This is a genomic window from Pseudomonas sp. 13B_2.1_Bac1, from assembly GCF_025466155.1.
GTDB lineage: Bacteria > Pseudomonadota > Gammaproteobacteria > Pseudomonadales > Pseudomonadaceae > Aquipseudomonas > Aquipseudomonas aylmerensis.
This window is the reverse complement of the sequence record NZ_JANLOH010000033.1, coordinates 1-26,231: the sequence shown is the minus strand read 5'-3', so window position 1 is coordinate 26,231 and position 26,231 is coordinate 1. Positions and strand designations below refer to the sequence as shown.

The 26,231-nt window shown below is 63.2% G+C and carries 17 protein-coding genes and 1 pseudogene; 7 read left to right on the top strand and 11 right to left on the bottom strand.

Annotation, left to right across the window (positions count from 1 at the left end):
* The 3 genes and pseudogenes from NTD80_RS06735 to NTD80_RS06725 all read right to left on the bottom strand — a co-directional run.
* Positions 1-468 (bottom strand): annotated as a pseudogene (locus tag NTD80_RS06735) (type IV secretion protein Rhs); the annotation flags it as partial.
* Positions 469-625: 157 nt separating this feature from the next.
* Positions 626-3,709, bottom strand: coding sequence for an efflux RND transporter permease subunit (locus NTD80_RS06730; protein ID WP_106804086.1), 3,084 nt, complete (start codon positions 3,707-3,709; stop codon positions 626-628).
* A 2-nt stretch (positions 3,710-3,711) separates the two neighbouring features.
* Entirely contained in the window at positions 3,712-4,818 is a 1,107-nt protein-coding gene (locus tag NTD80_RS06725) for an efflux RND transporter periplasmic adaptor subunit (RefSeq protein WP_262132796.1), read from the bottom strand.
* A gap of 101 nt (positions 4,819-4,919) precedes the next feature.
* Here NTD80_RS06725 and NTD80_RS06720 point away from each other — a divergent pair, with 101 nt between their 5' ends.
* The 7 genes from NTD80_RS06720 (at position 4,920) to NTD80_RS06690 (ending at position 14,539) form a co-directional block, all read left to right on the top strand.
* On the top strand, positions 4,920-6,125 hold the full coding sequence (locus NTD80_RS06720; protein ID WP_262132794.1) for a multidrug effflux MFS transporter: 1,206 nt from the start codon (positions 4,920-4,922) through the stop codon (positions 6,123-6,125).
* 76 nt (positions 6,126-6,201) lie between these two features.
* Entirely contained in the window at positions 6,202-7,068 is an 867-nt protein-coding gene (locus NTD80_RS06715) for a pirin family protein (protein WP_262132792.1), read from the top strand.
* 166 nt (positions 7,069-7,234) lie between these two features.
* The gene (locus NTD80_RS06710; RefSeq protein ID WP_106804082.1) at positions 7,235-8,680 is read left to right on the top strand and encodes a mechanosensitive ion channel family protein; all 1,446 of its coding nucleotides are present in this window, start codon (positions 7,235-7,237) and stop codon (positions 8,678-8,680) included.
* A 122-nt stretch (positions 8,681-8,802) separates the two neighbouring features.
* Complete coding sequence (aldA, locus tag NTD80_RS06705; protein WP_262132790.1) at positions 8,803-10,227, top strand: aldehyde dehydrogenase; 1,425 nt, start codon at positions 8,803-8,805, stop codon at positions 10,225-10,227.
* A 142-nt stretch (positions 10,228-10,369) separates the two neighbouring features.
* Positions 10,370-11,683, top strand: coding sequence for an MFS transporter (locus NTD80_RS06700; RefSeq protein WP_262132788.1), 1,314 nt, complete (start codon positions 10,370-10,372; stop codon positions 11,681-11,683).
* A gap of 1 nt (position 11,684) precedes the next feature.
* A complete protein-coding gene (locus NTD80_RS06695) occupies positions 11,685-12,902 on the top strand; it encodes a mandelate racemase/muconate lactonizing enzyme family protein (protein ID WP_065909902.1) in 1,218 nt (405 codons plus the stop codon).
* A gap of 26 nt (positions 12,903-12,928) precedes the next feature.
* Entirely contained in the window at positions 12,929-14,539 is a 1,611-nt protein-coding gene (locus tag NTD80_RS06690) for a GMC family oxidoreductase (RefSeq protein WP_213554557.1), read from the top strand.
* A 371-nt stretch (positions 14,540-14,910) separates the two neighbouring features.
* Here the strand turns inward: NTD80_RS06690 and NTD80_RS06685 are convergent, their stop codons facing one another.
* From NTD80_RS06685 to NTD80_RS06650, 8 genes are all read right to left on the bottom strand, one after another.
* A complete protein-coding gene (locus NTD80_RS06685; RefSeq protein WP_065909916.1) occupies positions 14,911-15,699 on the bottom strand; it encodes an ABC transporter ATP-binding protein in 789 nt (262 codons plus the stop codon).
* Between the two features lie 11 nt (positions 15,700-15,710).
* Positions 15,711-16,472: an ABC transporter permease gene (locus NTD80_RS06680; RefSeq protein ID WP_106804076.1), complete on the bottom strand. Its 762-nt coding sequence runs from the start codon at positions 16,470-16,472 to the stop codon at positions 15,711-15,713.
* An 8-nt stretch (positions 16,473-16,480) separates the two neighbouring features.
* Positions 16,481-17,233: an ABC transporter permease gene (locus NTD80_RS06675; protein WP_262132781.1), complete on the bottom strand. Its 753-nt coding sequence runs from the start codon at positions 17,231-17,233 to the stop codon at positions 16,481-16,483.
* 216 nt (positions 17,234-17,449) lie between these two features.
* Positions 17,450-19,915 carry a TonB-dependent receptor plug domain-containing protein gene (locus tag NTD80_RS06670; protein ID WP_262132779.1) on the bottom strand — a complete coding sequence of 822 codons (2,466 nt, stop codon included), beginning with the start codon at positions 19,913-19,915 and terminating at the stop codon, positions 17,450-17,452.
* Positions 19,916-20,065: 150 nt separating this feature from the next.
* A complete protein-coding gene (locus tag NTD80_RS06665) occupies positions 20,066-22,306 on the bottom strand; it encodes a TonB-dependent receptor (protein WP_262132778.1) in 2,241 nt (746 codons plus the stop codon).
* Between the two features lie 329 nt (positions 22,307-22,635).
* Positions 22,636-23,694, bottom strand: a complete 1,059-nt coding sequence (locus NTD80_RS06660) for an ABC transporter substrate-binding protein (RefSeq protein ID WP_262132777.1) — start codon at positions 23,692-23,694, stop codon at positions 22,636-22,638.
* 102 nt (positions 23,695-23,796) lie between these two features.
* The gene (locus NTD80_RS06655) at positions 23,797-24,846 is read right to left on the bottom strand and encodes an ABC transporter substrate-binding protein (RefSeq protein ID WP_065909885.1); all 1,050 of its coding nucleotides are present in this window, start codon (positions 24,844-24,846) and stop codon (positions 23,797-23,799) included.
* 20 nt (positions 24,847-24,866) lie between these two features.
* Positions 24,867-26,018 carry an LLM class flavin-dependent oxidoreductase gene (locus NTD80_RS06650; RefSeq protein WP_262132774.1) on the bottom strand — a complete coding sequence of 384 codons (1,152 nt, stop codon included), beginning with the start codon at positions 26,016-26,018 and terminating at the stop codon, positions 24,867-24,869.
* Positions 26,019-26,231: the final 213 nt, after the last annotated feature.

Genomic DNA, 26,231 nt, shown 5'->3' with positions numbered 1-26,231 from the left:
TTCCAGCGGCCCGATGACCGACTGATAGGAGGCATACAGCGCCTTGAAATGCTCTTGGGAGACGTTGGGGTAGAAGCTGATGCGGTACCGCTGGTTACGATCGCACTCGGTAACTTCCAGGATGCCGCTGGGCCCGATGGTTTTATGGATGGGCGCGCCCAGCGGGCCGCCGTCTGGGTCGATACGCTGCAACATCACGGGCGTATTGCCGATGGGCACGAACCTCGAACTCTGGAACATGTGCACCAGCGTCAAGGTGCCGTTGGCCTGGCACGCGGCGACGGTACTGCTGGGAAGGATCGAACGGTTGATCGGGGTGACAAGCGCCACCTCACGGCCGACCTTGAATACCTGCTCGACATCCAGCGCCGAAGAGCTGAGGAAGCTTTGCGCCAAGGTTTCGTAGGAATTGAGGCAGCGCCTGAAATCGCTGAGCACGGCTTCGACGTCACGCGTCTTGGCATCCATGGCCGTCAGCAGCAGGAGGCCGATGGTTTGGCTGGTGGCATTGATCAAGTCGCACCCACCAAAACGGCGGGGCTATCGAAAAAAACATCTGCAATCCCTCGCACTGTGTGATCAGGCGAGGGACTTTGCAGCGGTTTTTAAGTGATATCTGTAGTGCTTATCCGGCAGTCAGGTGGGATGTTTCAGCGGCAGTTGTCTTCTCCCGGCCCAGCACCAGGCTGCAGAGTGCCGGCAGGAACAACAGCGTCAACACCGTGCCTACCAGCACCCCACCAATCAGCACATACGCCAGGGACGACCAGAACACCGACAGCGTCAGCGGAATGAACGCCAGTGCCGCCGCCAGTGCCGTCAATATCACGGGCCGCGCACGGCGGACGGTGGCTTCGATGATCGCCTCGCGAATCGGCATGCCATGGTCCTGGTTCTGACGAATCTGGTCGGTAAAGATCAGCGTGTTGCGCATCAGGATCCCGCCGATCCCGATCAGCCCCAGGATCGCGTTAAACCCGAACGGCTGGTTGAACAGCAGCAAGGTCGGCACCGCGCCGATCAAGCCCAGAGGGGCAGTGGCGAAGACCATGAACATCACGCCAAACGAGCGCACCTGGAACATGATCACCGTGAGGGTCAGCAGGATCATGATCGGGAACAGCGCCGCGAGCGCGACGTTGGCCTTGGCGCTTTCTTCTACCGGGCCACCGATGTCGATCTGGTAACCGGCAGGCAGCTGCGCGATCAGCGGCTGCAGGTCTTTGTACACGGCCATTTCCACGTCGGGCGGTTGCACGCCGTCGATGATGTCGGCGCGTACTTCCACGGTGGTCGCGCGGTTGCGGCGCTTGAGGATCGGTTCTTCCATCACTGCCTGGAAGTGCCCGACCTGGGCCAGCGGCACCGAAGTGCCCGCGCTGTTGGTCAGGGTCATGTTGTTGAGATTGCCGAGGTTCTCGCGCTGGTTGCCCTGGGCGCGGGCGACCACCGACACCGTGCGGTTGCCTTCGCGCACCTCGGTGATCGGGTTGCCGCTGAGCAAGGCGTTGAGCTGGGATTTGACCTCGTTCGGCGTGAAGCCGAGCAGGCGCAGGCGGTCCTGATCGAGGACCAGGCGATAGCCGCTGGTGCGCTCGCCCCAATCGAGGAACGCGTCCTTGGTCAGCTTATTCGCGGCGACGACCTTGCGTACCTGCTCAGACACCCCGCGCAGTACATCCAGGTTCGGGCCGCTGACGCGAAACACCACCGGGAACGGCACCGGCGGGCCGAACAGCAGTTGCGTCACGCGCACTCGTGCCGCTGGAAACTCACCTGCGGCAATCCGCTCGCGCATGCGCAATTTCAGTGCGTCGCGGGCGTGGGAGTCCGGGGTCTGCACGATCAGTTTGGCAAACGCCGGGTCCGGCAGTTCGGGGTTCAGCGAGAGGAAAAAGCGTGGCGCGCCGCCGCCCACGTAGGTGTCCACCAGGTGGGTCTGCGGCTCTTGCAGCAGCGCTTTTTCCAGCTGCGCGGCCACCGCCTCGGTGCTCTTGAAGGCACTGCCGGGCGGCATGTACACCTCAAGAATCAGCTCGGACCGATCAGAGTTGGGGAAGAACTGCTTCTTCACCACGCCCATGCCCAGCACGCACAACACAAACGCCGCCACCACCAGTCCCGTCACCAGCCAGCGCCGCTGCACGCAGGTTTGCACCAGGGTGCGCAGTTTCTGGTAGTAACGCCCGGCATAAATCGCGTCGTGGCCGCCGGGTACCGGCTTGATCTGCGGCAGCAACTTCACCCCCAGGTACGGCGTGAACACCACCGCCACCAGCCACGACGAAATCAGCGCGAAGCCGACGATCCAGAAAATATTGCCGGCATATTCCCCTGCGCCGGAACGCGCGAAACCCACGGGCAGGAAGCCGATGATGGTCACCAGCGTGCCCGTCAGCATCGGCGCGGCTGTCGAGCTCCAGGCGAAGGTGGCCGCGTGGATCCGGTCGAAGCCTTCCTCGAGTTTCACCACCATCATCTCGATGGCGATGATCGCGTCATCCACCAGCAACCCGAGGGAAATGATCAGCGCGCCGAGGGTAATGCGGTCGAACTCACGCCCGGTGAGCAGCATGATCACAAACACCACCGACAAGGTCAGAGGCACCGCAGCGGCCACCACCAGGCCGACGCGAAAGCCCAGCGCCAACAGGCTGATCACCATGACCACCGCCAGGGCGACGAAGAATTTCAGCATGAATTCGTTCACCGCCAGGCTGATGTTTTTTGCCTGGTCGGAGACTTTGGCGAAGTTCACGCCGAGCGGCAGGTCCGCTTGGATTCTGGCTTCCTCGGCCTTGAGGCTCTTATCCAGTTCCAGGCCGTTCCAGTGTTTCTCCATGATCACGCCGAGCATCAGCGCCGGGTCGCCCTGGTGGCGGATGCGGTAACTGGGCGGGTCCTCATAGCCGCGACTGACGGTGGCCACGTCGGCGATGCGCAGCACGCGGCCGTTGACTTCCAGGGGCACGTTTTCGATCAGCGCCAGGCTGTCGAACGCGCCGTCGATACGGATATAGGCGCGCGCACCGGCGGTTTCCACAAAGCCCGACGGTGCCACGGCATTTTGCGCGGCGAGGGCGGCGAAGATCTGGTCCGGCTTGATGCCCAGGGTCGCCAGGCGTTCGTAGGAGAACTCGACAAAGATCCGCTGGGCCTGCTCGCCGAGGATATTGACCTTCTTCACGCCCGGCAGGTTGAGCAGGCCCTGGCGCAGGTCTTCGGCCATCTGCACCTGTTGCCGATGGGGCAGGTGCTCGGCTTCCAGGGCGTACAGGGCAAAGTACACATCGGAATATTCATCGTTGAAAAACGGCCCGATCACGCCCTTGGGCAGTTTCGCCGCTTCATCGCTGAGCTTTTTGCGCGTCTGGTAGAACAGGTCCTGGATTTCGCTGGGGCGCGTGGACTCCTTGTAGGTCATGCGCATCGACACAAAACCCGGCTGGGCGATGGTCTCGACGCGGTCGTAGTAGTCGAGTTCCTGCAGGCGTTTTTCCAGACGGTCAGCGACTTGCTCCTGCATTTCCTGGGCCGTGGCGCCGGGCCAGGCGGCGGTGATAGTCATGACCTTGACGGTAAACGACGGGTCTTCGGCGCGCCCCAGTTTGCCGAACGAGAATATCCCGGCGGCGAGGATCGCAATGATCAGAAACAGCGTGACCGCACGGTGCTTGACCGCCAGTTCGGAGAGGTTGATCCCGCGCATGCTCAGTGGTCCTGTTTGCGGTTGAGGGCCAGTACCTGGGCGGGCAGCAGGCGCACGGCGTCGCCGCTGTGCAGCAGGTGCGCGCCGAGGGCGACGATGGTTTGGCCGGGGGCCACGCCGCTGTCGAGTAGGGCATCTTCCTGGCCGAGGCTGGCGACTTTCACCGGGGCGAAGCTGACCTTGTCATCAGCGCCGATCAGCCACACGCCAGTGCCTTGCCCTGCGTCTTGCAGTGCGCCGATCGGCACGCGGGTTTGCTGGGCCTGGCCGTCGCCTTGCAGGCGCACGGTGATGGTCGAGCCGAGGGCAAAGCGGTCGACAGCGCCGTGCAGCACATAGCGGGCGCGGTAGGTGCGGGTCACGGGGTCGGCGCTGGCCGAGAGTTCGCGCAAGGTCGCGGTCACCGCCTGGTCGGGGGCGCCGAACGGGAAGGCCAGGGCTTTCTGCGAGGCCAGGTCGCGCTGGTTTTCCGGGAGGTTGACGATGGCTTCGCGCGCGCCGTCATGGGCCAGGCGCGCGACGATTTGCCCTTCGGCGACCACTTGGCCGCGATCCACCCGCACGTCGGTGATGATGCCGTCACCATCAGCTTTGAGCACGGAGTAGGTGCGGCGGTTTTCAATCTGGCTGGCATCGGATTGCGCCGCGGCCAATTCGGCTTCGGCGACACGCAGGTTGGTGGCCGACTGGTCGAAGATCTGCCGCGACACCGCGCCGGTACTAGCCAGGCGCTGGTAGCGGTTTTCATCATCGCGGCGCTGGCGCAGCTGCGCCTGGGCGGCATTCACGCGGTTTTTGGCCGAGCGCAGCGCCAGCTCGAAGTCGCCGATGTCCAGCACCAGCAGGGTATCGCCACGGGACACGTGCTGGCCGGGGTCGACCTTGCGCTCGATGACCTTGCCGCTGACGCGGAAACCCAGGTCACTCTCGGTACGCGCCGCGACCACGCCGGTGTAGGCGTTCTGCTGCGTGCCGGCGGCCTCGACCTTGGCGGCGAGAACCGGGCGCGGTGGGGGCACCTCGGCGGCGGTGTCGGCTTTGCTGTTGCAGCCGCTGATGACAATCATCAGGGCCAGGGGCGTGAGAAGACGCAGGGGGAGAGGGTGCATGGCGGGCTCCGGGGAAAACCTGTTGGGGAAAAATTATGGACATAATTTTTTACTCATATTATGGTCGAAATATAAATTAATCCAGCCCCCGGATATTCCCCATGGCAAACGCCCCGGCACCCTCGCGAAGCCTGCTGTTTTTACTGGTGGCCCTGACGGCCCTGGGTGAAGTCTCGACCCAATTGATCATCCCCGGCTTGGGTGTGATCGAGCAGGCATTGGTCGCACCGCCGGGTTCGGCATTGATGGCGCTGTCGGCGTTCGTCGCCGCATTCGGCCTGGGCCAACTGGTGTTCGGGCCGCTGTCAGACCGCATCGGCCGCCGTCCTGTGCTGATCGGCGGGCTGGTGCTGTATGTGCTGGCAACCTTGTCGATGCTGCTGGTCAGCGACATCCAGCAATTTATCGCGGCCCGCGTGGTGCAAGGCCTTGGCGCCTGCGCTGCACTGGTCTTGGCGCGCACGGTGGTGCGCGACGTGTGGAAGGCCGAAGCGGGGCCGGCCCTGGCGCTGACCATGATCGGCATGCTCTACGCCATTGTGGTGGCGCCGATGGTCGGCGGCCTGCTGATCAAACTGCTGGGCTGGCACGCACCGATCCTGCTGGCGCTGGTGATTGGCAGCGTGGTGTTGCTGCTGGCCCTGATGTTTTTTCGCGAAAGCAACCATTACCTTGACCCCAAGGCCGGCCATTGGCGCACCCTCGGCGGGCAGTACCTGGATTTACTCAAGGGCCGCCAGTACCGCGCGTTCGCCGTGGCCCTGGCGTGCACCTATGGCGCCATGTTTGCGGTGATCGCCGGGTCGTCGGCGGTGTTTATCAACCTGCTCGGCTTCAGCAGCCTGGAGTACGGCATCAATTTCGGCCTGATCGTGTCGATGCTGATCGTCGGCTCCACTTATACCCGGCGAAACATCCTGCGCCTGGGACCGCAGCGGATTGTAGCGATGGGCGTGACGCTGGTGGCCATCGGCGGTATCGCGGCCATGGGCATTTATGCGGTGTTCGGCCTGTCTGTGCTGGGGCTGGATATTCCGATTGCCCTGGTGACCCTCGGCGGTGGCCTGGTATTGCCCGGTGCGGTCACCGGCGGGGTGATGCCCAACGCGCACCGCGCCGGCTTGGCCGCGGGGCTGATGGGCTTTGCGCAGATGTTCGGCGCGACCTGCAGCGGTCTTTTGCTGAGCCACTGGCGCGACGGCAGTGCCACGCCGATGATCATCATCCAGGCGTGTTTTGCGTTGACGGCATTCGTGGCTTTCCACCTGCTGCGCCAACGTCCGGCCAAGGGATTGTCCTATACATAGGACATTCAGGGCCGCTTTTGCCGGCTAGTACTCAACACTTTGTGGACTTATGGTGTACTCACTTTGGAGGTACACCATGAAAAAGTTGATCGGCATCTACACCAGCCCGCGCGCCCATTGGGTCGGCGACGGCTTTCCGGTGCGCACGCTGTTTTCCTACGATTCGATGGGCAAACACATCAGCCCATTCCTGCTGCTGGACCACGCCGGCCCGGCGGATTTCACCCCGACCGAGCAACGTCGTGGCGTCGGGCAACACCCGCATCGCGGCTTTGAAACCGTGACCATCGTCTATGACGGTGAAGTCGAGCACCGTGATTCCACCGGCGCCGGCGGCAAGATCGGCCCCGGCGATGTGCAATGGATGACGGCCGCCAAGGGCATCCTGCACGAAGAGTTCCATTCCGAAGCCTTTGCCCGCAGCGGCGGGGTGATGGAGATGGTGCAACTGTGGGTCAACCTGCCGGCCAAGGACAAAATGGCCGACGCGGGCTACCAGACGATTGTCGACGCTGACATCCCGGTACTGCCGCTGCCCGACGACGCCGGGCACCTGCGCCTGATCGCCGGTGAGTTTGCCGGCTCCCGTGGGCCTGCACGCACCTTCACCCCGATCGACGTGTGGGACCTGCGCCTCAACGCCGGCAAACCCGTGACATTGGCGCTGCACGCAGGACGCAACACCGCCCTGGTGATCCTCAGCGGCACGCTGTTGATCAACGGCGAAGAGGTTGCGCGCCCAGGCCAATTGGCGTTGTTCGAACGTGACGGCAGCCAGCTCACCCTGGAGTCCAATGACAACGCCAAGGTGCTGCTGCTCAGCGGCGAGCCCATCGACGAACCGATCGTCGGCCACGGCCCGTTCGTGATGAACACCGAGCAGGAAATCCATCAGGCATTTGCGGATTTCCACTCGGGCGAGTTCGGGCAGATGCACGCCTGACGACCCGCTGCAAAACCCTGTGGGAGCTGGCTTGCCGGCGATAGCATCAGCGCGGTGTAACGCATGCACCGAGGCGCCTGCATCGCAGGCAAGCCAGCGCCCACATTTTGTTTCCAGCGTTCCGATTTCATGCGATCTTCCCGTCATTCGCCCTGGAGTCGCCTGGATGCCCTCATTTATCGCTGATCACCCGATGTTGTGCGCCGTGGCGCTGATCTTTATCGACATCGCCGTGTGGCGCCTGATCTCCGCCAACCTCGCCAACTGGAAGCTTGCCGCGCGCCTGGCGATTTTCGCGGTGTTCAGCGCCGTGCTGTTCAACGACGGCATGAACCCCATGCAACTCGCGCCCTACACCGACAACACCGCCTTGCACCTGGCCGCCACGGCCTTGCAGATCGGCTGGTGGCTGTTTGCGGCGCGCACGCTGACGGTGTTGCTGGGCACCGTGATGATGCAACGGGTCGGGCATACCGGGCGGTTGTTGCAGGATTTGATGGGCGCGGTGATTTTCCTGATCGCGATCATCGCCGCGATGGCCTACGTGCTCGACCTGCCGGTCAAGGGCGTGCTCGCCACGTCCGGGGCGGTGGCGATCATTGTCGGCCTGGCGTTGCAAAGCACCTTGAGCGATGTGTTTTCCGGGATCGTCCTCAACACCACCAAGCCCTATCAGATCGATGACTGGATCTCGATTGACGGCACCGAAGGCCGCGTCACCGATATCGACTGGCGCGCCACGCGGCTGCAAACCTCCCAGGGCAGCATGGCGGTGATCCCCAACTCACTGGCGGCCAAGGCCAAGATCATCAATTTCTCGCGCCCGGCGGACATGTTCGGCCTCGCGGTAAGCCTGCAGGTCAGCCCCCATGCACGCCCGCAAACCGTGATCGAAGCACTCGAGCGCGCAATGCAGGGCTGCCGGCCGCTGCTGGCGACGCCCGCGCCGAGCGTCGCGTTCAAAACCTCCGCCAGTGGCGGCGTCGAGTATGAAATCAGCGGGTTCGTGCCGGCCATGGCCCTCAAGCGCGAGGTGCGCAACCAGCTCTACGACCTGGCGTTCCGGCACCTGCAGGCGGCAGGCGTGGGGTTGCTGTCGGCCACGGAAAGCGGCGCGCCACCGGCCATGTCCGCCGCGCGGGCGTTGCTGGAGCGTTCGTCGATTTTCTCGACCTTGCGCCAGGAAGAGAAAGACACCTTCAGCCAGAACATGACCCTGCACACTTACCGCGCCGGCGAGATGATCCTGCCGGCCGGGGAGGTCAGCGATCATTTGTTTATCGTCGAGTCGGGGGTGGTCTCGGTGATGCTGACCAAGGGCGGGCGCAAATTCGAAGCCGGGCGCATGGGGCCGGGCGAAGTGATTGGCGAGGCGGGGATCCTGTCGGATGAGGCCGCGTTGGCCGACTTTTCGGCGAAGACCTTCTGCACCCTGTACCGCATCGAGAAGGAATACTTGAAGCCGTGCCTGGATGCGCGTCATGACATCAGCGAAGCCATGAAGGCGCTGCTGGATTTCCGCGTCCACGCCGCGCAGGCCTTGACCCAGGAGGCGCCGGTGGTGCCGGCCAAGAAGGGCTTCCTGCAGTGGCTGCGCCAACGCGGCCTGTGAGGTGTAAAACCGACTAACCTGCGTTTTTCGCACGTTACCCCGCGCAATAAATCATTTGTCCAACGGCTGGCCGATGACAAAACTGCATGTCACTCGGATAACAACAACGTTGGGCGAACCACATGCAACTCGAGCGCAATTTTTTCAACGGTCACTTTGTCGAACCTGCCAGCGATGCCCTGATCGCCGTATATAACCCGGCCACTGCAACCGTGGTCGGCCACGTCAGTGCCGCCACCGCCGATGAGGCGATTGCCGCCGTCGATGCCGCGGCCGTCGCGCAGAAAACCTGGGCCAAACTCACCAGCATCGAACGCGCCGAACACCTGCGTGCATTCGCCGATGCCCTGGATGCCTGCGCCGAGGCCATCGGCACTGCGCTGGCCAGCGAGTCGGGCAAAAGCCTCAGCGACGCCAGCAACGAAGCGCGCTACGCCGCGCAGATCACCCGCTACCACGCCGAATGGGCGCGGCGTATCGAAGGCGAGATCATCCCCAGCGATACCCCGGACGAAAACCTGTTCCTGCAACGCGAGCCGATTGGCGTCGTCGCCTGCCTGATTCCGTTCAACTACCCGGTCTACACCCTGTTGCGCAAAATCGCCCCGGCGCTGATCGCCGGCAATACCGTGGTAGTGCGCCCGAGCAACAACACGCCGCTGTCGGCATTTGCGATTGCCAGGGCAGTGGTCAAGGCCGGGATTCCAGCCGGGGTGATCAACATCCTGACCATGGACCACGCCACCGCCGCCAGCGTCTGCACGCACAAGGCGGTCGGGCTGATTACGCTTACCGGCAGTGTGAATGCCGGGCGCATCGTGCTGGACTACTGCAAGGCCAATATTGCCAAGCCGTCCCTGGAATTGGGCGGCAAGACGCCGGCGATCATCGAGGCGGACGCCGACCTGGAAACCGCCGCCAGCGCCATCGTCGCCTCCAAGACCACCCACTGCGGCCAGCTGTGCACGGCGGTTGAGCGCGTGTACGTGCACGAAGCCGTCTACGACCGCTTCCTCGCCTTGCTCAAAGCCAGGATCAGCGCGGTGAAATTCGGCGACCGCGCCCAGGATCCCAGCCTGATGGGGCCACTGGTCAATGCCAGCGCGCAAAAGACTATCCATGCCATGGTCGAGCGCGCCGTCGCCGCCGGTGCTGTACTGGAAAGCGGCGGTGTACTGCCAGACGGCCCCGGGCATTTCTACCCGCCGACCTTGCTCAGCGGTTGCCGCCAGGACATGGAGATCATCCAGGAGGAAATCTTCGGCCCGGTGCTGCCGGTGCTCAAGTACCGCGACATCGACGAAGCCCTGGCGATGGCCAACGACCATCAGTTCGGCCTGTCATCGGTGCTCTATACCGAGAACTACCGCACGGCAATGAAGGTGGCGAATGCCATCGAGGCCGGCGAGTTGTACGTCAACCGCACCCCGGCGGACCCGTACCAGGGCTTCCACGCCGGTTGGAAACGCTCAGGGCTGGGCGGCGATGACGGTAAACACGGGATGCTCGAGTTCACCCAGACCCGCCTGGTGGTCATGAAGTACTAGCCAAGCAGCTACAAGTGTCGAGCTGCGAGCTCCAAGTCAAGGCGCGCAAGGTTTACTGGCCGCCTGAAGCTTGAGGGAGGCAGCTGCCTCTATAAAAACAATTATCAGGGCATCCGCACAGTGGGTGCCCGAGGTCATCAAGATGTCCAAGCCTGCACCCGTTGCCCCGGGTTTCGCTGCCGTGCCCGCGGCAAAAAACAGCGACACTGCCAGTCGCTACTTCCAATTGATGTTGCTGGTTCTCGCCGCCGGAGCGATCTACCCGATCCTCTACCTGCGCCAGGTCTACCAGACCACCATGCTCGACGTATTCCAGATCAATCACAGTCAACTGGGCTACCTGTACTCGATGCTCGGCACGATCTTTCTGCTCAGCTACCTGCCCAGCGGCTGGCTGGCGGACCGGCTGCCGCCGCGCTTCCTGATCTTTTTCTCACTGGTCGCCACCGGTGCGCTGGGCCTGTGGTACTCCAGCGTGCCGTCCATGACCGGCCTGATGATCATCTTCGGCTGCTGGGGCCTGACCACCGGCCTGACCTTCTGGGCCTCGGTGCTCAAGCGCGTGAAGATGATTGCCCACCACAGCGAGCAGGGCCGCTTCTTCGGCATCCTCGATGGCGGTCGCGGCCTGGTGGAAGCGCTGCTGGCGACCGTGGCCCTGGGCCTGTTCGCCTTTGCCACCGAAACCCGTGGCGAGTCGGCGGGCGAGGGCTTCAAGCATGTGGTGTACCTGTATTCCTTCACCTGCATCGCCATCGGCTGTGTGCTGGTGCTGTTGAAAGACCCGAAATCCATGGCTGAAACACCGGCGGTCGAGAAGCGCAAGTTCAACCTGATCGCCGACCTGGCGACCCTGGTGAAGATCCCCGAGCTGTGGCTGGTCACCGCGATTGTGTTCTGCGGCTACCACATGTTCTGGGCCACCTACAGCTTCTCGGACTACCTGCAAGGCAGCGGCATGACCGCCGTGATGGCCGGCACCATCACCACCATCAAGCTGTGGATGCGCCCCATCGGCGGCATCGGCGGCGGCTGGCTGGGTGACAAGTTCTCGAATATCTCGGTACTGATCGTCGCGCTGGCCCTGGTAACCCTGGCCATGCTCGGGCTGATCGTGTTCCCGGCCTTCAACAGCCTGGGCCTGCTGATCGGCACGGTGATCTTCATCGGCCTGATGACCTACGCGATTCGCGGCCTGTACTGGGCCATCCTCGACAGCTGCGACATCCCGCTGCGCATCACTGGCCTGGCCATCGGCATTGTCTCGGTGGTGGGTTACCTGCCGGACACCTTTATCCCGCTGATCAACGGCTACTTGACCGACACCTACCCAGGCAAGGCCGGCTACAACCTGTATTTCGGCTACATCGCCTTCATCGGCGTGCTCGGCACCCTTGCGGCCCTGACCCTGCGCGCCCGAATCAACCGTAAAAAATTCAACCAGACAGGTGCCTGAGATGAAAATCGTCGCCCTTGAAACCCATATCGTTGCTGTCCCGCCGCCGCACATCGGTGGCATGTACTGGCTGTTCGTCAAACTCAAGACCGACTGCGGCATCGAAGGTGTCGGCGAGATCTACGCCGCGACATTCGGCCCCAAGGCCATGCTGCCGATCATCGAGGATGTGTTCGAACGCTACCTGCTCGACCATGACCCGCACCATATCGAGCGCTTCTTCCGCCAGGCCTACTCGAGCGGTTTCACCCAGCGCCCGGACCTGACCATGATGGGCGTGGTCAGCGGCCTGGAGATGGCCTGCTGGGACATCATCGGCAAGGCCGCCAACAAGCCGGTCTACGAGTTGCTCGGCGGCAAGGTCAACGAGCGCCTGCGCTCCTACACCTACCTGTACCCGGTCAATAGCAAAGGCGAGTACGACTACGACGACCCGGACCTGGCCGCCGAATGCGCCATCGACAACATGAACAAAGGCTTCACCGCCGTGAAGTTCGACCCGGCCGGCCCTTACACCGCGTACTCCGGCCACCAGATTTCGCTGGAAGTGCTGGAACGCTGCGAGACGTTTTGCCGCAAGATCCGCGAAGCGGTGGGCGACAAATGCGACCTGCTGTTCGGAACCCATGGGCAGATGGTGCCGTCGTCGGCAATCCGCCTGGCCAAGCGCCTGGAAAAATACGACCCGCTGTGGTTTGAAGAGCCGGTGCCACCCGGCCAGGAAGACGCCATGGCCCAAGTCGCGGCCAAGACCAGCATCCCGATTGCCACCGGCGAACGGCTGACCACCAAGTATGAATTCTTCAAGCTGCTGCAGGCCGGCGGCGCGTCGATCCTGCAGATGAACGTGGCGCGCTGCGGCGGGCTGCTCGAAGCCAAGAAAATCGCGAGCATGGCCGAGGCCTACTACGCGCAGATCGCGCCGCACCTGTACAACGGGCCGATTGGCGCGGCGGCGAGTTTCCAGCTGGCCACGTGCACGCCGAACTTTTTGATCCAGGAAAGCATCATGACCTGGGGCGGCTTCCACGCCGAAGTGCTGACCAAGCCACTGCAATGGGAAGACGGCTACATCATCCCGTCCACCGAGCCGGGCCTGGGCGTGGAACTGAACATGGACGTGGTGCGCAAACACACGCCGTACAGCGGTCAGCGCTTGCACCTGCAAATGGCGCCGACGCCGGCTGACGTCAAAGACACTTCGCCCGCCAAGGGCTAAAAAAACGACTTACGCGGTAACCGTGAATGACATATGACTACATCATCGCCGGCGCTGGCGCCGCAGGTTGCATCCTCGCCAACCGGCTGTCCGCCTCTGGCGAATACTCGGTGTTGCTGCTCGAAGCCGGCGGCAAGGACAGCTCCTGGTGGTTCAAGATCCCGGTCGGATTCGCCAAGATGTATTACAACCCGACCTTCAACTGGATGTACTACAGCCAGCCGCAAAAGCAGTTGGCCGGGCGCGAAATCTACGCGCCACGCGGCAAGGTGCAGGGCGGCTCGGGCTCGATCAACGCGATGATCTACGTGCGCGGCCAGGCCCATGACTTCAATGACTGGGCCGCGAACGGCAACGACGGCTGGGGCTTTGCGGACGTGTTGCCGTACTTTCGCAAACTGGAAAATCACCCGTTGGGCGACACCGAGTACCACGGCGGCAGCGGCCCCATCAGCATCACGCCGATGAAGGGCCAGACCCACCCGATCTGCGACGTGTTCCTCAAGGGCTGCGAACAGCTCGGCTACGCCCACAGCGACGACTTCAACGGCCCGAACTTCGAAGGCGCGGGCCTGTATGACGTCAACACCCGCAACGGCGAACGCTGCTCCAGCAGCTTTGCGCACCTGCACCCGGCGCTCGGCCGGCCGAACCTGACGGTGGAGCTGCATGCACTGGTCGACCGCGTGCTGTTCGACGACCAGCAGCGCGCCACCGGCATTGCCGTCACCCAGCACGGCGTGGCGCGCACCTTCAGCGCGCGCAAGGAAGTGATCCTGTGCGCGGGTGCAGTGGACACGCCGAAGATCCTGCAATTGTCCGGGGTTGCCGACCGGCACCTGCTGGCCGAGCATGCGATCCCGCTGGTCAAGCACCTGCCGGCGGTGGGCGAGAACCTGCAGGACCACCTGTGCGCGAGCTATTACTACAAGGCCAATATCCCGACCCTGAACGACGAACTCAGCTCGCTGTTCGGCCAGTTGAAACTGGGCCTCAAGTACCTGCTGACCCGCAAGGGCGCGCTGGCCATGAGCGTGAACCAGGCGGGCGGATTCTTTCGCGGCAACGAGGCGCAGAAGGACCCGAACCTACAGCTGTACTTCAATCCGCTGTCGTACCAGATCCCGAAAAACAACAAGGCCAGCCTCAAGCCCGAGCCGTATTCCGGCTTCCTGCTGTGCTTCAACCCGTGCCGGCCGACCAGCCGCGGCACCATTCGTATCGCCTCGAAAAACCCACGGGACGCGGCATTGATCGACCCCAACTACCTGAGCACCGAGAAGGACATCGACGAGGTGATCCAGGGCAGCCGGTTGATGCGCAAGATCATGCAGGCGCCCGCGCTCAAGGGCATCACCGTGGCCGAAGTATTGCCCGGCGATGCGGTGCAGACCGATGAGCAGATGCTGCAATACTTCCGCGAAAACAGCGGATCGATCTACCACCTGTGCGGCTCCTGCGCCATGGGCTCGGACCCGCAGGTGTCGGTGGTCGACAAACGCTTGAAAGTGCACGGCCTGCAGGGCTTGCGCATCGTCGATGCATCGATCTTCCCCAACGTAACCTCGGGCAACACCCACGCGGCGGTGCTGATGGTGGCAGAGAAGGGCGCTGATCTGATTCTTGAGGATGCTTGAGTGGAGCGGGCTTGCCCGCGAAAGCGGTGGATCAATCGACACTTCCAGCGACTGACACACCGCCTTCGCGGGCAAGCCCGCTCCCACATTTTTGATAGGTGTGAGGCCTGGATTTTGGCGGCGTGGCTGAAATGGCCGGGCCTTGCGCCGCATTAATGGACGATGAATCCCACATGTTTCATTGGTGTGAGGCCTGGATTTTGGCAGCGTGGCAGAAATTGCTCGGCCTTGCGCCGCATTAGTGGCCGACGCATCCCCCAATGTGGGAGCGGGCTTGCTCGCGAAAGCGGTGGATCAGTCAGCACTTCCAGCGACTGACACACCGCTTTCGCGAGCAAGCCCGCTCCCACACTTTTCAGGGGCAGGACGGATCAGTGCCCGACCAATTCTTCCAGCAACTGCTCCTTGTAGCCCTGCAACACCGGCGAGGCGCGGTCGCGTGGGTGCGGCAGGTCGACCTGGATTTCATGCTTGATCCGCCCCGGATGGGCATCCATCACGATCACCCGGTCGCCCAGGTACAGCGCTTCTTCGATGTCGTGGGTGACCATGATCACCGTGCAACGCTGCTGCACCCAGATGCGTTGCAACTCACGCTGCAGGTGCACGCGGGTCAGGGCATCGAGGGCGCCGAGGGGCTCGTCCAGCAGCAACACCTTGGGCTTGTTGATCAACGCCCGGGCAATGGCCGCGCGCTGGGCCATGCCGCCCGAAAGCTGGTGCGGGTAGGCGTTTTCAAAGCCGCTGAGGTTGACCAGGGCAATATGTTCGGCGACCTGGCGGTCTTTTTCGGCCGCGGGCAGCGCGTGGTTTTTCAGCGCCAGGGCAATGTTCTGGCTGACGGTCATCCACGGGAACAGTCGGTGGTCCTGGAACACGATGCCGCGCTCCAGGCTGGTGGACGCGATGCGTTTACCGTCGAGCAGGATATCGCCTTCGTATTCGGCTTCCAGCCCGACGATCAGGCGCAGCAAGGTAGATTTGCCGCAGCCGCTGGCGCCGACAATGCTGACGAATTCACCCGGGCGTACGTCGAGGTGGATGTCCTGGAGCACCGGCAAGGCGCGGCCTTCGATTCGATAGGCTTTGTTCAAGCCGCGAATCTGCAGTGCGCCGGTCTGCACGTGTTGATGAAGGGAAGCGTGGGCGATTGCATTCATATCGAGGCCTTTCAACGGAGGTTGCGCCAGCGCAGCAGGTGGCGGCTCAGCAGGGTGAACAACAGGGTCATCAGGTAGCCGAGCAAGCCGATGCACAGCACGCTGAGCACGATGACTTCCATGCGCGAGCCGGCCTCGGCGTTCATCATCAGGTTGCCCAGGCCGGCACCCGAGGACAGGAACAGCTCACTGCCGATCGCCGTTACCCAGGCAAACGCCAGCGCGTGCAGGACACCGGTGGCGATGCTCGGCAAGGCTGCCGGCAACAGCACCTGGGTAAATTGCTGCAGCGGGGTGAGGACCAGCACCTGGCCGACTTCGCGGTAGCGGCGCTCGACGTGGCTGAAGCCCTGGTAAGTGTTGAGCACCATCGGGTAAAACGCCGCCAGGCTGACAATCAGCACTTTGGAGAACTCGCCATTGCCGAACCACATGGCAATCAGCGGGATCCAGCCGAGCATCGGCACCTGGCGAATCGCATGGAACAAAGGACCGATCAAGCGGTTGGCCACGCTGGACAGCGCCATCAGCACCCCCAGCGTCACCCCGAACAGAATGCCCAGGGCCAGGCCACTGCTGGTGCGCGCCAGGCTCGCCAGCAGGTTGACCAGCAGTTCGCCGTTGCCAAGCATCTCCAGCAACGCCGAGCCTATTGCCGACAATGGTACGAACGCATACGCGCCGGCGGCGTCCTGGCGAGAGGCATATTCCCAGGCGAGGATCAGCAGCAGCGGCAGCAACAGCCCACGGGCTTTTTTCAATACAGGCAGCATCGGAACTCCTAGCGGGTTTGCCAGCGGAACAGGCGTTGTTCGATGCGGCGAAAGGCATAGTCGAGGGTAAAACCGATCACGCCGGTGACCACCACGCCGACCATCACCACGTCTATGCGCAGCATCTGCCGCGCCATCTCGATCATCTGGCCCAGGCCACTGTCGGCGGCCAGCAACTCAGTGGCCACCAGCACCACCCAGGCGCGGGTCAGGCTGATGCGAAAGCCGGTGATGATCGGCGGCGCCGCAGCGGGCAGGGCCACCAGGCGCACAAAAGTCGGCCAGCGCAGGCGATACACGTCCGCCACTTCGAAATAGCTGCGCGGGATACCCCGTACACCTTCGCCAGCGGCCAGTGCCACCGGGAAGAACGCGGTCTTGGCGACGATGATGATCTTGAAGGTTTCGTCGATGCCAAACAGCAGCACGAACATCGGGATCAGGGCGATGCTAGGGATCTGGCGCAGGGTATGAAACAGCGGGCCGCAATACGCCTCGACGTTTTTCGACAGCGCCATCAGCACGCCGAAAGCCAACCCGCACAACGAGCCGATGCCAAAGCCGAGGCCCAGGCGCGACAGACTGTTGCCGAGGTGTTCGAGCAGCTCGCCACTGGCCAGCAGGTCTTCGAAGGCCTGCAGCACCTGGGCGGGCGGTACCAGCAGGTTGCGCGGGAAAATCCCGAGGTGGGCCACCAGCGTCCAGACGGCCAGCAGGGCCACGGGTGAGATAAGCCAGGTGAGGTATCGAAGCAGGCGCATGGCAAGTCTTAATTCAGCTGAATACCCAGCGACTATCGCAAGACATGTGCCACATCACCGAATCTCCCTGTAGGTGCTGGCTTGGCGGCGATGGGGCCCTGCAGGTGTGCACATTTGCGCGGGACATCATCGCCGGCAAGCCGGGCTCCACAGGGGAGTGGTCGCTGGGAAATGGTGATCGGGTGCTGCTGGAGCAGCACCCATTCAGCAGTCTTCTCAGAAGTCGTAGCTCACACTGGTGTAGTAGAACGCACCCTGCGCGCCTTCCGGGCTGGTGATCGAGTACTTGGGCACGCCATACAGCTGCGCGCCGTCAGCCTTGTCCGGGTGCGAGTCGAACAGGTTGATCGCGCCCACCGAGACCTTCACGCCCTTGTGGAAGGTGTAGGACAGGTCCAGGTCAGTCACCCATTGCGGGCTGTAGGTCTGGTCGAGGTTGGGGTTGGTGGCGTTGAGGCTTTTCCACTCGCCGTAGCGGCGCTGGGCAATGGTCAGCCCCCAGTTTTCATACAGCCAGTTGGCGCTCAGGGTCAGCTTGTTTTGCGGGGTGCCGTCTTCGATCAGGCCCTGGGTATTGCGCCCGATGATCTGCGAGCCCTTGATATTGCCGACGTCGCGCAAGCCGGTGATGGTGGTGTTGTTCTGCGCAAAACCACTGCTCAGGTTCAGGCGGCCCCATTGCTGCAGGTCCCACTGGTAGTTGCCGGTCAACTCGACGCCGTCCGTGCGGGTGTCGGCCACGTTGGTGTAGAACGCCGCGCTCTGGATATTCGCGTAGGGCGTGCCGGCGAAGATCGGCGAGACCACGCTGGCGGGCAACTGGTCGGAGAGGGTGATGCGGTTATTGATGTTGATCCGGTAGGCGTCCACCGTCACCGAGGCATTTTCCAGTGGGCGCCACACCAGGCCCAGGGAGTAGTTGGTCGACTCCTCGGGCTTGAGGGCCTTGCCACCGAGTGCCTGGGCTTCCGGGCTGTTGGCACGCAGAGTGCGTTGCTGCACCTCGACGTAGTTGCCGCTGCCCGGCGGTTGCTCCACCACCTGCACGCTGAATGAGGACATGCCGCTCTGCACCAGCGACGGCGCGCGGTAGCCGGTACTGGCGGTGGCCCGGGCGGCGATCTGTGGGGTGAAGTCATAGCGCAGCGACAGCTTGCCGTTGGTGGTGTCGCCAAAGTCCGAATAGTGCTCGGTGCGCACCGCCACGCCGGCCTGGAATTTCTCGGTGATCTGGCCTTCGACGTCGATGTAGGCACCGAGCACCTTGCGGTCCAGTGAGGCCGCATCGACCTGGGTGATGCCCGAGTAATAGCCCGGGATGCGCCGCCCGGTGATCGGGTCGATGGTGTTGAACAGCGGCCCGTTTTGCCAGCCGGCGGCTTCGCCCGCGCTCAACTGGTAGTTTTCCTTGCGCCATGCCAGGCCTGCGGACAGGGTCAGTGGCTTGAACAGCAGGTCGGTGGGGAAGTCGCGCACCCAGTCCAGGGTCAGGTTGGTCTGATCGTTTTCGCGCTTGCCGGTGTAGATCGACGACGGGCTGTTCACCCCATAGCTGGGGTTGATCGCATTGCGGTCAGCGGACTCAAGTGTGTTGTTGCCATGGTTCAGGGCCAGGTCGAACTTGCCCAATTGGTCGCTCTCGAAGCGCAGGCCGCCGGTGACCGCGTAGTCTTCCAGACTGTAGCGGGTGATCGGCAAGCGACCGTCCGGGTAACGCTGCAACGCGGTGCTGCCGTAGTTGTTGCGCAGGGTGGTCGGCGGGTCGAAGAAGCCTTCGGCGTCGGTGTTCTTGTGGGCATAGGTGGCAAAGCCATAGGCGGTCAGGCCCTCGCCGACGCCGATCTCGCTGTTGGCGACAACATTGTACTGGTCCGAGACATTGCCCGCGCCCCAGCGCCAGGTGCGGTAGCGGTTGTTCTGCTCGCGGGGCGTGTTGACGCTGGTGTCGCCGGGGTAAAAGATCCGGTTGTCGGGGTTGGTATCGCTGGCCGGGTCTTGGCTGCCGGCGTCGAAACTCAGGGTCAGGAAACCGTCGTTGGGCAACGCGAAACCCTTCCAGCCGCTGAGCTTGCGCTGGATACCGTCGCCCTTGTCGTAGCCGCCGAAGCGGTAGCCGAGGTTGCCGCCGTCATCGTTTTCCTTGAGCACAATATTGATCACCCCGGCGATTGCATCCGAGCCGTACTGAGCGGCGGCGCCGTCGCGCAGGATCTCGACGCGCTGGATCGCGCTCAGTGGGATCAGGCTCAAATCCACCGCCGCTGCGCCACGCCCGTTCACCAGGCTCTGGCGGGTGATGTTGGCGCTGCTGTGGCGGCGCTTGCCATTGACGAGCACCAGCACCTGGTCTGAGGCCAGGCCACGCAACGAGGCGCCCTGGGCGATGGAACCGGCGAAGGCACCCTGCGGCGACTGTGGGAAGTTGAACGATGGCGACAGGGCGGTGAGGGCACCGGACAAATCGGTGGCGCCGGTCTGTTGCAATTGCTCGCCGGAGAGCACGTCCACCGGTGCCGCGCTTTGCAGGGCGGTCAGGTCGCTGCGCCGGGTGCCGAGGACCACCACGGTGTCGAGGTGATCGTTTTTTGCGGTCGGTTGGGTCTCGTCTGCCGCGACGACGGGCAGGGCAAGGCTGGCCATGACCAGCGCGATGGCGCCGGCCAACGGAGTACGTTGGAACATGGAAGTGGTCCTTTCAAAAATAGAATGGCTGGATAGTGGCGATGGCGGGCCGGGTGTCGTGGCTCAAGCAATGGGGGCCAGTTGTGGGCGCTGGCAAGCCAGTGCCCACATTGATCCTGCTAGGCGGATAAATACCCTCCAGCGTCTGGCTTAGAAGCGGCTGGTCACGCTCAGGCCCACGGTGCGCGGGTCGCCATAGGTGATCACGTATTGGCCGAGGCCACCGTTGGGCCGGCCATGCACTTGGTAGCGGCGATCGGTGAGGTTATTTACGAACCCGGTGACGCTGAGTTTTTCATCCGCGCTGTACCAGGTCAGGCGGCTGTTGGCCAAGGTGTAGTGCGCTTGGCTCAAGTCCTTGTCGGCGCTGCTCTGGCGGTCGGCGAGAAAGTATTCCTTGTCACGAAAGCTCACGTCGGCACCGGCCACCAGCTTGCCGCCGATCTCCAGCGGGAAGGTGTAGTCGCCGCCCAGCGATACCACGTTGCGCGGTGAACGCACGAAGCTGTTGCCGCTGTAGTCGCCGGTGACCGCGCCCGTGGTCGGGTTGGTGTTCTTGAAGTCGGTGTACTCGGTATCGAGGAACGACACCGCCGCGCGCAGGTGCAGGTAGTCGGTCGGCTGGCCTTCGAGTTCCAGCTCGGCGCCCTTGACCTTGCCCTTGGCGCCGTTGGTCAGCGCCGTGGTCAGCACACCGTTGTTGACCGTCAGCAGGTTGACCTGAATGTCCGAGTAGTCGTAGTAGAAGATGTTCGCGTTGGCTGTGAGGCGATGGTTGAACCACTCGGACTTGACGCCGAATTCGTACGCGTCGAGTTGTTCCGGGTCCACCGTGGTCAACTGCGACAGGCTGGTCGACAGCCCGGTGTTGAAGCCGCCGGACCGGAAGCCGTGGGCATAGCGCAAGAACACGCGCACGTTGTCGTTGATGCGGTATTCCGGGGTCAGGTCGTAGGTCCAGGCCTCCCAGGTCTTGTTTTCCTGGCGATTGCCGTTGCTGCCGGCAGCGGCCAGCGGGATCAGCGGGCCGTTGGCGGTGGCGCGAGTCAGCTGCGCGAGGTTGAGGTCGATGTCTTTCTTTTCCTGGGTCCAGCGCAGGCCACCGGTCACGCTGAAGTTGTCGGTGAAGTCGTAGGTCAGGTTGCCGAACAGCGCGTAGCTGTCGGTCTTGTGGTCGTAGCTCAGGTCACGAAAGTCCGTGGCGCCGTTGATCTGGTTGGACCCGGTGCCGTTCGGTGTCGGGCCAGGCTGGATAAACCGCCCGGCGCTGCTGTCGAGGTCTTCGTGGAAGTAATGGGCGCCGGCCAGCCAGCGCAGGGTTTCCTGCTGGGGCGAGGCCAGGCGGATTTCCTGTGAATACTGGGTGTATTTGTTGTCGGCGGTGGACGTACCGTTGACTTCGTACGGGGTGTAGTCGGCGTCGCTGCTGGACTGGCCACGAATGTAGTCGTAGGCCGTGATCGACGTCAGCGTGTAGTCGCCCAGGTGCCAGTTGAGCGTCAGCGAGGTGCCGTCGTGGTCGAGCTTGGAATCGTCCTTCACGTTCAGCGCGATATTGCGCCCCAGCGGGCGCTGGTAGCCGACGTTGTAGTAACGGCCCAGGGTCAGCGCACCGTTGGCACCATCGCCCTTGAACTCGCGGGCGTGGATCTTCCACAACGCGTCGAGGTCGTCATTGAGCTGGGCGAAGAATTGCAGGCGTACGGCCTTTTTATTCACGTCGCCGTAGGTGTGATCGTCCACCAGGTTCTTCTGGAAGCCGTCGCGCTCCTCGGAGTACAGCGAGATCCGCGCGGCGAGTTTTTCATCCACCAGGGCACCGCCCAGGGCGCCGCTGAGGATGCGTTCGTTCTTGCTGCCAAAGCCGATAGTGCCGAACCCGTCGGTGTCGAAGGTCGGCTTCTTGGAGATGATGTTCACCGCACCCGCGGTGGTGTTCTTGCCGTACAGCGTGCCCTGTGGTCCGCGCAGAATCTCGATGCGCTCCAGGTCCCAGAGCGGCCCGCCGCCGGCAATCGGCGCGTTCAGGTAGACGTCGTCGGCATAGATGCCCACCGGGTAGACGGTCGCCGCGCCGGTATCGCCGGTGCCTAGCCCGCGGATGTACCAGCGCGGCCGCCCGTCACCGTCCGGGTTCTTCGCCGAGGCGTTGGGAATGAAGGTGGTGATGTCGCCCATATTGCGTACGCCGTCGGCGACCAGGGTAGTGCCCTGGACCGCCGACACGGCCACCGGAACCTCTTGCAGGGTTTCCTCGCGGTGCTGTGCGGTGACGGTGACGGTCTTGAGTGACGGCTCGGTTTTTGCGGTGTCTTCTTCAGCGGCATGCGCGCCACCGGTGACCAGTAACGCCAGCCATAAGCCCTTGGTGATTGGATTGATTTTATGCATTGCAGTCTCCCCCGGAAAAGTGTCCTTGAAGGGGGTAGAGCAGAGATCGTGCCAAGAGGATTTCAGTGTTGATACAAGCGCATAAGCTGTTGAATATAAACACTAAAAAAACATGTTTGGGTGAAAACAAGCAGGCGAAAAAAGTCCTCGGGACAGGCCTGTGTAACAATCAGCAGAAAGTGCTTGGCGGGTGCTGCTGGAGCAGCAGGAGAGGTGTTGCCAGGCCAACACAATTGGCCCTGGTTTCAGCGGATTTGTAGAAGCCCGGCTTGTCGAATCGTCGCATCGCGGCGATGGCGTCATCGAGATCGCCATCGCCGGTGCGAGGGTTACACGGCGACGCGAGAGGTGGAGCCGATGACTTTTTCCAGCACGCTGAAATCGATCCAGTCGCGCACATCAAAACGGCGTGGGATGAAGTTCCAGCGGAACAGGAAGTCGGTGAAGTCCTGCAGTGCTTCAATCGAGCGGGAGTCGAGGGTCGTGCGCAGACGCCGATGCGCGTCCTCGCCATACGCCGCCGTGACCCAGTACTCGCTGGTATTGAGTTCCTTGGCGAGAAAACGCCGGGTTTCGTCCGGGTTGGCCCAGGCCCACTGCTCGGTGCGCAACACCGTGTCGACTATCTTCACGCTGGCATCGAAGTGTTCCTGCAGCAGGTGGATATCCACCGTAAGCGTGCGGGGCGTGCCGTTGTTGGAGCGGATCAGCGGGTCCGGGTGCGAACCGGTGTCGACCACCACATGCAGGCCGAACTCGTTGGCCAGGTGCACGGCATGCGCGCCCTTGAGGAAGATCGCGTCGATGTCGCCGCGCAGCAGGCCGATAAGCTCGTTGTTGCGCCGGCTGAAACGGCTGACGCCCAGGCTGACTTCCGGTCCATAGACGTAGGAGGTCTGGTTGTCGCTGTAGGTGCCGCCGTAGGGGTAGTCCACCAACTCCACATCCGCGACCTCCAGGCCTTCGAGCTTGAGCGCGTTTTCCAGCCCGCGCAGCGCCTGGGCACGGGTGAAATCGATTTGCACATTGGCCCATTTCGGCAAGCCGAAGCGCCGGTTCTTCAGGTCGCGCACGCTCTTCACGCCGCTTTCGGCGGTGGTCAGGATCAACTGCACTTCATCGCTCCACGACAGCCCCAGCACGCGGGTTTCGACGCCGCTGGCATAGGCCCAGATCGCCGGGATATTGCCGCCGTGGCGCACCGAATTCTGCAGGTGATGGTCATAGTGCGCTTCACGCACTTCGCGCTCGGTGGACTCGCGCAGCGATTGGATATTGGTGCCAAAGGGCAGGAAGGCTTCGGCGAGTCGCCCGGACTGCACCGCAATGCCAAGCCCGGTGGGCACCGGGCTGTGGGTGTACCAGAGAGTATCGAGTGGTTTGCTCATAAAATTCTTCGTTCCAATCCATGAAGTCTTCTGTGGGCGCCTGGCTGGGTGGCGATGGCGTCCGCAAACACGCTATCGCCGGCAAGCGGGCTCCTACAGGGGTTAGCCGGCGAGTGCGGTGTTGCCTTGGAGCAGCGCCTGCAACGGCCGCGCGTCAATCCATTCGCGCACATCGAAGCTTTGCGGGATAAAGCGCCACCGATGCAGGAAGTGAGTGAAGTCCTGCAAGGCCGCAATGGCTTGTTCATCCAGCCCGGTACGCAGGCGCAGGTGAGCATCGTCGCCATAGGCGGCGGTCACCCAGTATTCGCTGCTGTTGGTTTCCCGCGCGAGGTAGCGCCGGGTGTCTTCCGGGTGGGTGTGCGCCCACTGCTCGGCACGCAGCACGGAGTCGAGGATGCCGGTGGCCACGTCAAAATGCTGGTCCAGCAGGTTCAGGTCGACCGCCAGGGTGCGCGGGGTGCCATTGTTGCTGCGGATCAGCGGATCGGGGTGGGCGCCGGTGTCGATCACCGTGTGCAGGCCGAAATCATGCGCGTGCTGCGCCGCGCTGGCGCCTTTGAGGAAGATCGCGTCAACTTCGCCGCGCAGCAGGCCGATCAGCTCCAGGTTGCGTCCAGTCGTCTGCGCGGTTACCGGTGTGCCGGCCACGTTGCGCACTGCGCTGTCGCTGAAGGTGCCGCCGTATTGAAAGTTCTTCAGCTTGACGTCGCCGACCTTCAGGCCTTCCAGCGACAGGGCGTTTTCCAGGCCACGCAGGGCCTGGGCGCGCGTAAAGTCGATCTGCGCGCCGACCCAATCCGGCAGGCCGAAGGTGCGACCCTTGAGGTCTTTGACGGTCTTGATGCCGCTGTCCTGGCGGGTCAGGATCAATTGCACTTCGTCCGCCCAGGACAGGCCGATCACACGGGTTTCACGGCCTTGGGCGCGGGCCCAGATCGCCGGGATATTGCCACCGTGGCGCACGGAATTCTGCAGGGTGTGGTCGAAGTGCGACTCGCGTACGGCCTTGTCATTCGACTCGCGCAGCGACTGCACCTCGGTGCCGAGGGCACCGACAGTGTCTTGCAGCCAGCCTTTTTGCACGGCAATGCCCAGGCCGGTCGGCACAGGACAACGGGTGTACCACAGGGTGTCGAGAGGTTGCGTCATCAAAGGGGCTCCCCCAGCGTTCAGGCGCTGGCTTTCAAAGGTTGGACGGCCGGGCGTTGGTGCACCAGCGGCAAGACTTCCTGGCCAATGCGCAGGGCCTCTTCCAGGTGCGGATTGCCGGCGAGGATAAAGGTCGAGAAACCGGCGTCGCGGTATTCCACCAGGCGCTCGGCAATGTTTTCGTGGCTGCCCACCAGGCCCACGGTCGGGCCCGGCTTGGCCTTGGCAAAACCGGCCCAGAGGTTGGGGCCGATGATCAGGTCATCAAAGCGGTCGACGTTCTGGTGGTAGGCGGTTTGCCGGGCGGCACCGACCGAATCCGAGCCGCTGGTAAAGCCCTTGGCCACGGCACTGGTCTTGCCTTCGAGCTTGTCGAACTGGCGGCGCAGGTCCTTCCAGGCCAGCTCTTCGGTTTCGCGGGCGAACAGGTCGACACGCAGGCCGAAACGCACGGTACGCCCCTGTTTATCCGCCAGTTCGCGCACCCGGTCGATGTGCGGCTGGAGCTTGTCGATCGGCTCGGCCCAGTTCAGGTAGACGTCGGCATGTCGGGCGGCCACAACCAGCGCGGCCTCGGAGAACCCCGAGAAATACACCCCCGGCTTGCGTTCGTTGTGCAGGCCGGCGGGCAGCGAGCCGTTTTCCAGTTGGTAGATATCGCCGTCATAGGAGAATTTCTGGTTTTCCCAGAGGCCCTGGATGATGTCGAGGAACTCGCCGGTGCGCTTGTAGCGCAGGTCATGTTCGAGAAAGTCGCCGTTGGCGCGTTGGCTGGCCGGGTTGCCGCCGGTGATGATGTTCCACTCCAGGCGACCACGGCTGAGGTTCTGCAGGATCGCGGCTTGCTGCGCGGCATAGGCGGGCAGGGTCCAGGTGGCCTGGAAGGCGATCAGGAACTTGATGCGCCGGGTTTCCCGGGCGAGTGCCGCGGCGGCAATCCACGGCTCGGGGCCGGTGGGCAGCAGTGCGCCTTCGAAGCCTGCCAGTTCGGCGGCCTTGGCCACCTGGGCGATGTAGTCGATGTAGGTGAAGTCATCGGGCTCGCCATTCGGCAGGCGGCCGGGGGCGATATGGCCGGGGCGGTAGTCCGGGTTGCCCCGGTTGTGCTTGTCGGTGGTCAGCTGCGGGCCGTCGGTGCCCAATGGCAGGCGCCAGAAAAATTCAGTGCTCATGGGTGCTCCTGATTTCAGTCGTGCAAGGTGCGTGGACCTGATTGAGGGGATGTGTGCAACGGGCATGCCATTGGGGTTGGGGGTAATGGTTGCGGGGGGGTGGGGGGGGATTTTGGGGGAGGGGTGTTGCTGTGGCAGCAGTCTTGCAGCAGTGGGTGTTCAGGGGGCAGCAGGGGGTGGGGGCATATCCGTTGCTGCGGTTATGGCGGCCTA